Raw genomic sequence first — 13,115 nt, 5'->3', positions numbered from 1 at the left:
TAAGTTTTCGGCACCTTTTTTTTAAGCAAAATCGAAAAAAATTCTATGGATTACGGAACAGAATTTAAAAAATACGCTACCAAGCACCACGGTGTGAACAGTATGTACTATGACCAGATCATGAGTAGTATGTATCCTATGAACATGACACCAAATATTATCGAGGAAAGACAATTAAATGCCATTGCCATGGATGTTTTTTCGAGGTTAATGATGGACCGTATCATATTTTTGGGAACTGGCATTAATGATCAAGTAGCCAATATTGTACAAGCACAATTACTTTTTCTGGAAAGTGCAGATGCCGTAAAGGATATACAGATTTATATCAATTCCCCTGGCGGAAGTGTTTACGCGGGATTGGGCATATATGATACTATGCAATTTATTAAACCGGATGTAGCAACTATATGTACGGGCATTGCCGCATCAATGGCCGCTGTTTTACTTTGTGCTGGCCAAGCAGGAAAAAGAAGTGGTCTTACCCATTCTAGAGTAATGATACACCAACCTTTATCAGGTGCTCAAGGTCAGGCAAGCGACATTGAAATAGCAGCGAAAGAAGTTTTAAAAATAAAGGACGAATTATATCAAATCATATCCAAACATTCTGGACAATCTTTTGAAAAAGTTTATGATGACAGTGATCGCGATTACTGGATGAAAGCGGAAGAAGCCAAAAAATATGGTATGATCGACGAAATTTTAGTAAGGGAAAAGTCCTAAATTCGAACAAATACTCAAAAATTGGATGTACGGAGCAAACCAAATGCCTTTTTTTTACGTTATTAGTGTTTAAGGAACATCCGTTTATTTTATATGGCAAAAGAAAACTTAGAGTGTTCATTTTGTGGAAGAAAGAAACCAGAGACCAATTTATTGATCGCTGGATTGGATGCGCATATCTGTGATAGATGTATTGAGCAGGCCCACAGTATTGTTGCGGAAGAATCCAAACAATCCAAAAATCAGGATTTATCCTCAGAATTGGTTTTAAAAAAGCCCATGGAGATTCGGGATTTTCTAGATACGTTCGTGATCGGGCAAGAGCGTACCAAAAAGGTAATGTCCGTAGCCGTATACAATCACTACAAAAGACTTTTACAGCCCAAAGGAAAAGATGATGATGTAGAAATCCAGAAAAGTAATATTGTTATGGTTGGGCAAACAGGAACGGGCAAGACTCTTATAGCCAAAACCATAGCAAAAATGCTCAACGTTCCTTTGGCCATTGTAGACGCCACAGTACTTACCGAAGCAGGATATGTTGGGGAAGACGTAGAAAGTATACTTACTAGATTACTCCAAGCAGCTGACTATAATTTAGAAAAGGCAGAAAGAGGAATTGTTTTCATCGATGAAATAGATAAGATTGCACGTAAAAGTGATAACCCATCAATAACTCGAGATGTGTCTGGAGAGGGTGTTCAGCAAGGATTGCTGAAATTATTGGAAGGCACTGTTGTCAACGTTCCGCCAAAAGGTGGCAGAAAGCATCCAGATCAAAAGTTCATAGAGGTAAATACTGAAAATATACTTTTTGTGGCAGGCGGTGCTTTTGATGGTATTGAGCGTATCATTACAAAACGTCTTAACATGCAAGCTGTTGGTTATAGTGCTTCGAAGGCAGAGGATAATCTGGACAATAAAAATATTCTTCAATATATCATTCCAAAAGATTTAAAAGAGTTTGGCCTTATTCCTGAAATAATTGGGAGACTGCCTGTATTGACCCACATGAATCCCTTGGATACCAAAACGCTAAGGGCTATACTTACGGAGCCAAAAAATGCAATCATAAAGCAATATGAAAAGTTGTTCGGAATGGATGGAATAACTTTCAGTATAACTGAACAGGCTTTGGGATATATTGTAGAAAAGGCCGTAGAATACAAATTAGGTGCAAGGGGATTACGTTCATTATGCGAAGCTGTGTTTACCGATGCAATGTTCACACTGCCCAGTAGCGAAGAAAACGAATTCAAGGTCACAAAAGCCTATGCCGAAGAAAAACTTTCGTACGAAACCATCAAAAAGTTAAAAGCGGTTTCCTAATTTAAATAGCTTTTTTTGTTACTTTTTCAAGGAGCTTCATACAAACTTCGGCAATTATCTTTTCGTCTGAATACAATTGATGACCAAAATTGGGAATCACTTGTAAATCAACACCGACCTTTTGCATCCATTCCGTTTCTGGCTTAAACTGGTCACGTTCCCCAAAAATCAAATTTAGGGAAGTATCCGGTTTTTTGTTTTCAAATCTGATTCTAGTTGGTGATATTGCCGTTAGGGATTTCATGGGCAAACCCTGTAATGCAGCTTTCCATGCTATGGTTCCCCCAGTACTGAACGCCAAATAATGGCAAGAATCTTTTTCCTTTTTTAAAAGGTGTGCCACTGCCATATCAATACCTCCTTCAACAAATGCATTATGAATGTTTTCCTCTGTAGAAACGGGCACATCAATATTCCCCAATTGCTGGCAATCATAGAAAGCAATAGTATAATATTGCTGAAGGTATCCAAAGTAAGAAGTAATCCAAAGTCCTTTTTTTACACCCCACATGTCCGAAATAACTACTAGTTTCTCTGCCATAATACAGTTTGTTTGATACTATTGTTAAGGTTTGTTGGGGGAAAGTTCATCAATAAACGTCAAAACATACTATTTAATTGTTCATTTGAATCAATTCGTCGATGTAAACTCTTTCATTGGACAATCTGGGGATTTTATGTTGTCCGCCCAACTTATTTTTGGATTTGAGCCAATCATGGAACAAATTTCGCCGAGCCATGTGAACTGTTGGCATTCTGAGTGTTATATTATTGTAGCGCTTCGCTTCATAATCAGAATTTAGGGATTTAAGGGCATTGTCCAAAAATTCAGTAAAATAGGAAATATCCTTTGGCTTCTTTCTAAATTCGATAATCCACTCGTGTGCACCTTTTTCATTATCCAGCATGAAAATGGGTGCGGCAGTATAATCCATAATTTCAGCATCGGTCTTTGAGCATACTTGTTTTAGGGCTTCCTCCGCATTTTCTATGATCAGCTCCTCACCAAAGACATTGATATGATGTTTAGTGCGACCTGTTATCCTAATTCTGTAGGGGTTTTTTGAAGTAAAACGAACCGTATCTCCAATCTTGTATCGCCACAGACCTGCGTTGGTAGTAATTACTACGGCATAATTAACACCGATCTTAATTTCCCAGAGCGGGATTGCCCTGTCCTCATTCCCATAAGAATCCATGGGAATAAACTCATAAAAAATACCATAGTCCAACATCAATAATAAATCATCTGAATTATTCCTGTCCTGTATTCCAAAAAAACCTTCCGAAGCATTGTATGTTTCATAGTAGTTAAAGTTTTTTCTTGGCAGTAATTTTTTATACTGGTCTTTATAAGGTGTAAAACTGACACCCCCATGAAAATAAACTTCAAGATTTTCCCATATTTCAAAGAGATGATTTTTTCCCGTCTTTTCAAGCACATCGTTCAGTAACACCAACATCCACGAAGGAACACCCGCCAGACTGGTAACATTTTCACGAATGCTTTCTTGAATTATTGCCTCCAACTTCGATTCCCATTCGCTCATCAAAGAAACTTTATTGCTTGGCGTACTACTATATTCTGCCCATAAAGGCATATTGTCGATTAAAATAGCAGATAAATCCCCAAAAAAAGTTCCATTGTCCTCGTACAATTCTTTACTGCCTCCCAATCTAAGGCTCTTGCCTCTAAACAATTGGGAATTTTCATTATTGTTCAAGTATAAACAGAGTAAATCTTTACTTGATTTATAGTGGCAATCATCCAGCGCTTCCATACTTACAGGTATAAACTTACTTTTTGCATTGGTGGTGCCACTGCTTTTTGCAAACCATTTAATGGTGGTAGGCCAAAAGATATTTTGTTCTCCTCTACGGGTACGTTCAATAATATCTGCTATCTCCTCATAGCTAGAGATAGGAACTTTATTTGCAAAATCCTCATATTTCCCAATATCTGAAAATCCATATTGTCTTCCAATCACCGTATCCTTGGAAAAATCCACCAAGTATTGCAAAACCTCATCTTGAACATCCAAAGGATACTTTAAGAAAAGTTCTATTTGGTGGTAGCGTTTTTTGAGCAGCCATGAAGCTATAGAGTTGAATAGGGGTATTGGCATTTTAGGTATATTTGACCTAGAATTATCGTTAGGTGTATAGCTAAAATAGGCTATCTGACGTTCATTATCAAATCAGCTTTAAAACATACTTGTTCCACTATGCTTTACGAAGGAGTGCTCCGAAAAATGCAAACCGAAATAGGAAATCCTATTCAATATTTTCTGGTTTTTGAAAACGACTTTTTGAACATGAACCAGTTATTGGACAAAGAGCTCCAAATTGATTTCATTAAATTTGAGTGTCTTAATTGCGGAAAGGACAAGCCCATCTACAGACAAGGGTTCTGCAAATCTTGCTTTTTTGAAGTTCCATCAGCAGGTGATTGGATAATGAAACCTGAATTGAGTACAGCGCACTTGGACAAAGAGGACCGTGACCTGGAATATGAAAAAAAGGTTCAACTTCAACCGCATATTGTCTATTTGGCGAATTCCAGTAACGTAAAAGTTGGAGTGACCCGAAAATCCCAAGTACCTACACGTTGGATTGACCAAGGCGCGCACGAGGCCATAGAAATTATTGAAGCACCTAATAGATATTTAGCGGGTATCACGGAAGTTGCCCTAAAAGAGTATGTGAGTGATAAAACAAGTTGGCAGAAAATGCTCACCAATCGTATTGAAGATGTGGATCTAGTAGAATGGCGTGATAAATTACAGTCCAATATTCCTGAAGAGGCTTCCAAATATTTTTTAAGCGAAAAAACAGAGACGCATCTTGATTTTCCCGTTTTACAATATCCCGAAAAAGTAAAAAGCTTGAATTTGGACAAGACACCAAGCTACAAAGGAATTTTAAAGGGCATAAAGGGGCAATATTTAATTTTTGAAGATAGTACTGTTTTTAATATTCGCGGTAGCGAAGGTTATTATATAGGTTTAGATTTAGGTTCTAGCGGGTAGAAAATAACACATTTAATAGAAAAATGAAAAGGATTCATTTGTTCGAATTTGAGGATCAAGAATGGTTTCCAAAATTCTTGAGAAACTATATGACCGACTTCTTACAATTTTTATCAAATAAAGCAAAAATATATTCGCCGATAATACCACTTTTGACAGAAACGCTACAATCAAACCAGATTGATACCATTGTGGATTTGGCTTCAGGCGGCGGTGGCGGTCTACTATCCTTGAACAAGGAACTTAAAAAGCATATTCCAGACTTAAAAATTCTATTGACGGATTACTATCCGAACATCCCCGCTTTTAAGCGAACAAAAAGTTTATCGAACAATTTTGAATACATTAAAAATCCAGTGGATGCGCGAAATGTTTCTAAGAATTTAAAGGGATTCAGGTCCATGTTTCTTTCATTTCATCATTTTAGGCCTCATGATGCAAAGAAAATACTTCAGAATGCCATAGATTGCAAAATGGGCATCGGAGTTTTCGAGGTACAGGACAGAAGTATGGCCAGCATAATCGGGATGTTGTTATCCCCGCTAAGCGTAATTTTAACTACACCATTTATCAGGCCTTTCAAAATTTCAAGAATTTTCTTTACTTATCTAATTCCCATAGTGCCTCTCTGTGTATTGTGGGACGGTTTGGTTTCGTGCTTTAGGACCTATTCAAGTACTGAAATGGAATCCTTGGTAAACACCTTGGAAAACAAGGGCAGTTTCAATTGGAAAATTGGTAGTAAAAAAGAAAAGGCTACAAAAGTATTATATCTGGTAGGTACACCCAAAAAACAATGAAGGACTTAAAAAGCCCTTCATTTGATAATCAAAATGTATTTATTTCACAACTGACAAACCAAATACCAGATTATTGTTTAATGGTATCTTTCTCTTTCTTTTTACCCAAAAGTCCACCTAAAATGGATTTTGCCGCTTTTTCTACAGGATCTTTTTTAATTTCTGTAGAGTCTACTTTTGTGCTATCCTTTTTCGTCCCTCCTAATAAAGACCCCAATGTTTCCCTTACACCAGGTGTTTTTGTTTTGGTAGAATCCTTCTCATCGTTCTTAAATACTCCGCCCAATAAATCCTTCGCGCTATCTTTGCCCTTATTCAATAGTTTTTGTTTCTGGATTTCTACCAGCTGCTTGGTCAATTTGGCAACCCCCGAACTTAAATCCGTACTTACGGTTGGGCTTGTATAGTTTCCACCGATACTCGCTACTACAGGAATTGTTACATCCTCTAAACTGGAATCATCCAATTGTGCAATAAGTTTGTTCACATCACTGCCCAAATACTTCGCAGGTACTTCTAGAGTTGCTTTGTATTGCAATTGCCTGTCAAACGTGTGACTACCATCTACATTGATTGCAATATCCTTATAATTCAAAGTAAAAGGCTCTACATTAACTGCACCATTTTTAAAACTCAGTGCTGTTTTAAGATCGCTCAAATCCAAGTTTTTAATATCTAAAAAATTAAGCTTGCTGCCCAGAGCGGACAATAATGGTGCATTATCCGTATCTATTTGGGTAGAAAGTAGCTCAGCGATCAAACCTCCGGATATTGTTGCTAGATTTGGCGTAAAGTCTTCTTTGAGATTTCCAGAGATTTTAATATCGGAGTTGAGCTTGCCTTCAAGTGCTTTTGCAATCGGGGTCAACACCTTAAACATTTCCAATGATTTAAAGGATTCCCCAATGTTGAAATCGTTCATGCCCAAATCCATATCAAAAGTGGAGGTTTTTCCTTTTGTGGACACAGAGCCCGCCACACCCAATACTCCACCAAAGAGATTGGATTTGAAATTTTTCAGTGTCGCTGTTTCATCACTTATCGTTAAAGTTCCTTCTACATTCTTTAAGCTCAAGTTATCATACAATACGGTGTTTGCAGAAGCATCAATAGTACAATCCAAGAATGATGGAATTCTAATACGTTCGTCCGAACTGGAAGTTGGGGTTTCCCCTGATTCTTTGGGTTCTCCTTTTTTTGTAGCTTCTTCATCTTCCATCATAAAATCATTCAATGCAAATGTATTTGAGGTTAGCTTAAAATTTCCCTCAACATTTTCATCATTGAACATAAATCCAAGCAAATTTGTCAATGTGCCCGTTGTACTGAAATCTGTACTTCCCATTTTACCGTTAAATGAATTCAAGGAAACGGTTTGTGGGTTAAAGGTAAAATCTGCCGAACTTACAACAACAGGGTTTTTTAATTCTTCGGAGGCATATTCAAAATCATTGATGTTCACCGTGCCACTCGTTTTCGTATTTTGGTATTGTTTTTTCTCTAATGAAGCCATATCAAAGGCCGTAGTTACATCGGCATTCATGATTCCTTTAAGATTATAGTCAGCTGGCAATGGATAAGCCTGGGAAATATTTGCCAAATTTATTCTACCATCCATGTGTGCGTTTACTTTGGTATTGCCCAATAAATCACTGATTCTGGAATTTAAATTGAACTTATCCTGATCAATGGTAAATGACAGTTTCTTGATATCCACATAAGTATCTTCGCTTTTTCCAGTAGTATTATTGATTTCCGTGTCGATAAAAACATTCTGAACGGCTTTTGGCAGATCGGGGTATTTGAAAGATGCATTTTCCGAATTCATCTTTATATTAAAAGTAGGAATATGTGTTTCGTCCACAATACCTTTAAATTGACCACTTACTTCAAAATTGCCCGTAGTCTGAACATCTTCAATATTTTTTGAATATGCCTCTGGTATAACCGCCAAAAAGTTTTTGAAATCCGAAGAAGGCGTTTTAAAAGTGATATCCACTTTCTGGTTTTCCTCATTTGTCTTTATGAATCCATCAAAAACCAGTGGCAATTGATTGACCAGTGCCTTATTCTCCAGAAACGAATACTTATTCTCATTTAAATCGATACCTATTAGAGCATCCAAGTAAATTTTGTTTTTGTTCAAGTATTGGATACTGTCCATTTCAAGGGAAACCAAAGCATCGGTAAGGGTTTTTAATTCTGAGTTCTCCAGAGAAAGGTCCCCCGTACCCGAGTGGTTCATTTCAGAAACAACCAAGTGCAGTCCTGTGGCAAAATCATCGTATATAATTTCGGTATTGGTTATTTCGTATGAATCCAGAGCCAAGGTAAAGTTATTGGAGGCTTCATCAGGAGCGGTTGCCGTACTTGCATCATCTTCCAATGCAATGTCATAATTTGCATTTTCGGCCTCATCGAGTTTAATGTGAAGTTTTGCATCATCAATAGTAAGACTCTGAATTGCTATAGGTTCTTCCGCACTTTTAAAAAGTTCTTTTATCGACATCTTCAGTTCAATTTCTTTGGATGCAAAAAGCGTATCCCCTTCAAAAGGAGCCTTGTTTACCAATGCAAGGTTCTTGAGTTCTACATTTGCATTGGGAAAACTTTTTATCAAACTGAGATTGGCATCTTCAAAATCAAGAGTGGCATTGATGCCACTATTGACCTTTTTCTTTATGATATCCGCTATTTTGCCTTCCAATAAAAAAGGTATAGCTGCTATCAACACAATAAAAACGAGTAGGGTTATTCCAGTAATCTTTAGGACTTTTTTCTTCATACTTGAATATTTTATGGCAAAATAAAGAAGAAGCTGTTAATCCAAAGGTATCTCCTCCCCTATTTTTAAGTTAAATCTTTTTCTTAATAGATATACGAACAGATAGAGCAAAGGGGTGTCCAAGGCCGCAATAAATATTTTAAATATAAATCCACTGATGACCAAACCGTAGAATTTATCCCATGGCAATACCCCAAAAACACATAGGAGTCCTACCACGGTCAAGGTATCCACCAATTGCGATGAAAAGGTCGAAAAGTTGTTTCTAAGCCACAGCATTCTACCATTGGTCAGCCTTTTCCAGAAATGATAGATTGAAATATCGATGTATTGCGCAAAAAGATAGGCCAACATCGATGCCAATACACCAAGTGGCGAAAGTCCAAAAACCTTGGTAAAAATCTCATCATTGATACCCGAATCGGGAATAGCAGGAACTACATTGGCAACGAAAATGATGAGCATTGAAAATACCGAGGCGAAGATACCTGCAGTTACTACTTGGTTGGCTTTCTTCTTTCCAAAGATTTCAGAAATCAGGTCGGTAATCAGAAATGTGATGGGGTAAGGAAGAATTCCGACGGAAATTTCAAACAGTGGAGCCCCAAAAACGGTTACATCCCCAAATGGTTTCCAAAAAAAGAATTTTTGAAAGATAAGATTGGACACCACCAAAGACGTGATGAACATTGCACCCAGATAAAGATAGATTGAAAACGCAGCTTTCTTATCCTTTTGCGTCATTCTTTATTTGATGTTTAAGCTAAAAGGCATTTTGGCCTGCACCCCCTCCTGCTTTGCAAACTGTTTGAACTCTTTAAGCATTTTATAGGCTTCCGAACCGATTTCTTCTTGAATCAAAGTTTCTCCAATTTTTGATTTTGCCCCTCCAAAATCTTCCATAAATCGTTCAAAATCAGATTTATACTTTGGATACTTTCTTATTCCGTAAGTATCTATCCCAACCATTTCGGCTGCAGCTTCAATGGCATCATCCAAGCTGCCCAATTCATCGACCAAACCTATTTCTTGTGCATCAATGCCACTCCAAACCCTACCTTGCGCCAATGAATCCACTTCGGCCATGCTCATGTTCCGGCCTTCGGACACGCGTTTTAAGAAAGTCTCATACGTGTCTTCTATACTTTCCTTGAGTACGTTCCTGAATGAATCGCTCATTGGTTCAAAGAGTGAATAATCTACTGAATTTTTATTTGTGCCCACTTGTTCTGCATTTATACCTATGTCCGCAGCTAATTCATTCGCATTGGGAATAACGCCAAAAACACCAATGGAGCCTGTAATAGTAGTTGGTTCAGCAAAAATCTTATCTCCGGCAACACCAATATAATATCCACCGGAAGCTGCAATATTTCCAAAAGAAACAACTACAGGTTTTGCTTTTTTTGCCAATTGTATCTCGCGCCAAATAATATCTGACACCAAGGCGCTTCCCCCTGGGGAATCAACACGCAGCACTATGGCTTTGATGCTCTCGTCATCCACCGCTTTTTTCAATGCTGTAGTAAGCAGTCCTTGCCCAATAACGTCCTTGCTTCCCTCACCGTACATAATTTCACCTTGTGCATAAACAACAGCTATCTTATCTTCTCCCTTACGCAATCCCTTTTTATTCGCAACTTGAATATAGTCGCCAAAATCTACATAATTAATATCGTCATACTCGTCAACACCAATTTTTTCCCTGATCAATGCCTCATATTGGTCAAAATATAAATTATCATCAATAAGACCGGAAGCTACAGCATATTCAGGGCTTCTTGCGCCGAGCGTATCTGCTATTGTATTCAAATTTTCCGGTGTTATGTTTCGAGCATCTGAAATATCTGCGATCATGGTATCCCATATTGATGTTATGAGTTCCTTTATTTGGTTTCTATTTTCCTCGCTCATGTTATTTGAAAGAAATGGCTCAACGGCAGCTTTGTACTTGCCATGTCGAATTACTTCCAATTTAATTCCTGTTTTTTCCTGCAAATCCTTAAAATAAAGCACTTCTGTGGCCAATCCCTTAAAATCCATGGCTCCTACTGGATTCAAATATATTTTATCCGCAACAGTCGCGAGGTAATAATCCTTTTGGTTGCAATAATCGAAATGAGCATAAATAAATTTACCTTCAGATTTAAAGTCAAGTAACGCTTTTCGCATTTCTTGAGTCTGGGCCAGGCCAGTTTGCAAAAAACTTTTGGCAATGCTGATTCCTGCTATGTTAGCATCACCCCTTGCTACTTCTATTGCATGTAAAATATCATCCAATCCCACTTCATCACTTAATAATCCAGCAAATGGGTCGGTTTCGTCCCTGCCCACATAATCCTTTATGGGATCGGTTAAACTTAATTCTAAAACTGAATTTTTCTTTACTACCACGCCATCATTTGCACTGCCCACTAAAGCAGCAAATATGAAAAACATGATCACCAAAAGTCCAAACGCCACCAAACATCCTAAAATTGAAGCTAACAGATTTCTTAAAAAGTTCATTTAAACAATTTTTATTCTTGCCCAAATATAACCATTGTTGCAATGTTCTGTTAACTTTGTTTTCTTGATTATGGGTCAAAAACACAAGGCATATCTTTCTTTGGGCAGCAACTTGGGAAACCGCTACCTAACATTGCAAAAAGCTGTATTTGCTATTGGAAAAAAAGTTGGAAAAGTGGTACGTGTTTCTTCGGTCTACGAAAATCCTGCCATGGGTTTTGAAGGGGAGGATTTTTTGAATGCTTGTTTGATGGTCGAGACAGAACTGGCACCCACAGCGTTACTTCATTTAATATTGAATATTGAGCGAAATTTTGGCCGTGAGCGAAATGATTTGGATGGATATCGGTCTAGAACACTTGATATCGATATAATCCTTTATGACGAGGTAATCATTAAAAACGACGAACTGGAGATACCTCATCCAAAGATGAGCGACAGGAACTTTGTATTGAAACCCTTGGCGGACATTGCTCCCCAATACTATCACCCAATTCTTAACAAGGATATTAGGAATTTGCTACAACAATGCAAAGACCGAAGCAAAATCGTAAAATCAAAATACCGACTTTTTAAACACAGACGCGACCTTTTCTCCAAATTACAGTTTATGGCAATAGAAGGTAATATTGGTGCGGGAAAAACGACACTTTCCAAGATGATTGCTCAGGATTTTAATGCCAAGTTGGTCTTGGAACGTTTTGCCGACAATGCATTTCTTCCAAAATTCTACGAAGACCGTTCCCGTTATGCTTTTCCATTAGAGATGTCTTTCTTGGCTGACCGTTATCAACAATTTACCGATGATACTTCCCAATTTGACCTTTTTAAAAGTTTTATGGTCAGTGATTACGATATTTTTAAATCTTTGATTTTCGCTAAGATCACACTTCAAAAAGAAGAATTTAATTTGTATCGCAAGGTCTTCAACTTTATGTACAAAGAAGTGAAGAAGCCTGACATTTATTTGTACCTCTATCAAAATACAGACCGTCTCTTGGAAAATATTAAAAAAAGAGGAAGGGGATACGAACAGAACATAAATGGCTCATACTTGGAAAAAATAAACAGAGGATATCTCGATTTCATAAAAAGTCATCCCGACCAAAACAGCATGATACTGGATTTAAGTGATATGGATTTTGTAAATGATTCATCGGACTACGAAACCATTTTGGAACAATTGGATCAGCAAATTCTTTTATCATTATTTTAAGAAATTTTAGGAAAATGTTTGCATATAACGAATGGTTTTATTTTATTAGCCCTCTCTTTATGAGGAACTAACTAACTCAAACTATATGTTTAGCCCTGATTTTTCAGGGCTTTTTTTATTTTTGGCCACTGAATTTCGCCCAAATATCCCAAATTGCAATACCCGCACTTACCGATATGTTCAAGGAATGCTTTGTGCCAAATTGCGGAATTTCCAATACCACATCGCTTACCGAAACCACTTCTTGCGAAACCCCTTTTACTTCATTGCCAAAAATAAGCGCTATTGGTAGTTCTTGATTAATTTTAAAATCATTCAACATAGTAGCGTGCTCTGCTTGCTCTATAGCACAGGTCATTACCCCGGTAGCTTTGAGTTCCTCGACAAGTTCCAAAGTATTTTTTCGGTATTCCCAATCCACGCTTTCGGTAGCTCCCAACGCAGTTTTTCTAATATCTTTATGTGGTGGGATAGCGGTAATTCCGCACAAATAAATTTTCTCCACCAAAAAGGCATCAGCAGTTCTAAAGACCGAACCAATGTTGTTGAGACTGCGTATGTTATCCAAAATTAATATGATCGGAGTTTTTTTAGCTTTCTTAAAACCAGCTATATCCAATCGTTCCAACTCTTTGTTTTCCAGTTTACGCATTATATTTTTCAACTATCACCCCTAAAATATCAACAAAAATTTTTGGAGTATCATTAAAACGGTATTTTCG

The 13,115-nt window shown here is 37.4% G+C and carries 11 protein-coding genes; 5 read left to right on the top strand and 6 right to left on the bottom strand.

Annotated features, from left to right (window positions below):
• The first annotated feature begins 45 nt into the window (after positions 1–45).
• Together clpP and clpX are read left to right on the top strand one after the other, a co-directional pair.
• On the top strand, positions 46–726 hold the full coding sequence (gene clpP / locus HME9304_RS10760; protein WP_112378600.1) for an ATP-dependent Clp endopeptidase proteolytic subunit ClpP: 681 nt from the start codon (positions 46–48) through the stop codon (positions 724–726).
• 93 nt (positions 727–819) lie between these two features.
• Positions 820–2,055 carry an ATP-dependent Clp protease ATP-binding subunit ClpX gene (clpX, locus tag HME9304_RS10755; protein ID WP_112378599.1) on the top strand — a complete coding sequence of 412 codons (1,236 nt, stop codon included), beginning with the start codon at positions 820–822 and terminating at the stop codon, positions 2,053–2,055.
• 1 nt (position 2,056) lies between these two features.
• Here clpX and HME9304_RS10750 read toward each other — a convergent pair whose 3' ends face one another.
• The gene (locus tag HME9304_RS10750; RefSeq protein WP_112378598.1) at positions 2,057–2,596 is read right to left on the bottom strand and encodes a hypothetical protein; all 540 of its coding nucleotides are present in this window, start codon (positions 2,594–2,596) and stop codon (positions 2,057–2,059) included.
• A 73-nt stretch (positions 2,597–2,669) separates the two neighbouring features.
• Complete coding sequence (locus tag HME9304_RS10745) at positions 2,670–4,181, bottom strand: GH3 auxin-responsive promoter family protein (protein WP_112378597.1); 1,512 nt, start codon at positions 4,179–4,181, stop codon at positions 2,670–2,672.
• A gap of 99 nt (positions 4,182–4,280) precedes the next feature.
• Here HME9304_RS10745 and HME9304_RS10740 point away from each other — a divergent pair, with 99 nt between their 5' ends.
• Together HME9304_RS10740 and HME9304_RS10735 are read left to right on the top strand one after the other, a co-directional pair.
• On the top strand, positions 4,281–5,084 hold the full coding sequence (locus tag HME9304_RS10740) for a DUF2797 domain-containing protein (protein WP_112378596.1): 804 nt from the start codon (positions 4,281–4,283) through the stop codon (positions 5,082–5,084).
• A gap of 23 nt (positions 5,085–5,107) precedes the next feature.
• Positions 5,108–5,884: a hypothetical protein gene (locus HME9304_RS10735; RefSeq protein WP_112378595.1), complete on the top strand. Its 777-nt coding sequence runs from the start codon at positions 5,108–5,110 to the stop codon at positions 5,882–5,884.
• A 70-nt stretch (positions 5,885–5,954) separates the two neighbouring features.
• On the opposite strand, the gene HME9304_RS10730 is transcribed toward HME9304_RS10735, so the two are convergent.
• From HME9304_RS10730 to sppA, 3 genes are read right to left on the bottom strand one after another with little or no spacing between them, the layout of a single operon-like run.
• Positions 5,955–8,669, bottom strand: a complete 2,715-nt coding sequence (locus HME9304_RS10730) for an AsmA-like C-terminal region-containing protein (RefSeq protein ID WP_112378594.1) — start codon at positions 8,667–8,669, stop codon at positions 5,955–5,957.
• 36 nt (positions 8,670–8,705) lie between these two features.
• Positions 8,706–9,413: a queuosine precursor transporter gene (locus tag HME9304_RS10725; RefSeq protein ID WP_112378593.1), complete on the bottom strand. Its 708-nt coding sequence runs from the start codon at positions 9,411–9,413 to the stop codon at positions 8,706–8,708.
• Between the two features lie 3 nt (positions 9,414–9,416).
• The gene (gene sppA, locus HME9304_RS10720; RefSeq protein WP_112378592.1) at positions 9,417–11,177 is read right to left on the bottom strand and encodes a signal peptide peptidase SppA; all 1,761 of its coding nucleotides are present in this window, start codon (positions 11,175–11,177) and stop codon (positions 9,417–9,419) included.
• A gap of 70 nt (positions 11,178–11,247) precedes the next feature.
• Here sppA and folK point away from each other — a divergent pair, with 70 nt between their 5' ends.
• Positions 11,248–12,393, top strand: a complete 1,146-nt coding sequence (folK, locus tag HME9304_RS10715) for a 2-amino-4-hydroxy-6-hydroxymethyldihydropteridine diphosphokinase (protein WP_112378591.1) — start codon at positions 11,248–11,250, stop codon at positions 12,391–12,393.
• 115 nt (positions 12,394–12,508) lie between these two features.
• On the opposite strand, the gene HME9304_RS10710 is transcribed toward folK, so the two are convergent.
• Entirely contained in the window at positions 12,509–13,045 is a 537-nt protein-coding gene (locus tag HME9304_RS10710) for an RNA methyltransferase (protein ID WP_112378590.1), read from the bottom strand.
• Between the last annotated feature and the right edge of the window lie 70 nt (positions 13,046–13,115).

Origin of the sequence: Flagellimonas maritima (assembly GCF_003269425.1) — a bacterium.
Taxonomy (GTDB): domain Bacteria; phylum Bacteroidota; class Bacteroidia; order Flavobacteriales; family Flavobacteriaceae; genus Flagellimonas; species Flagellimonas maritima.
This window is presented reverse-complemented; position numbering and strand designations above follow the sequence as displayed.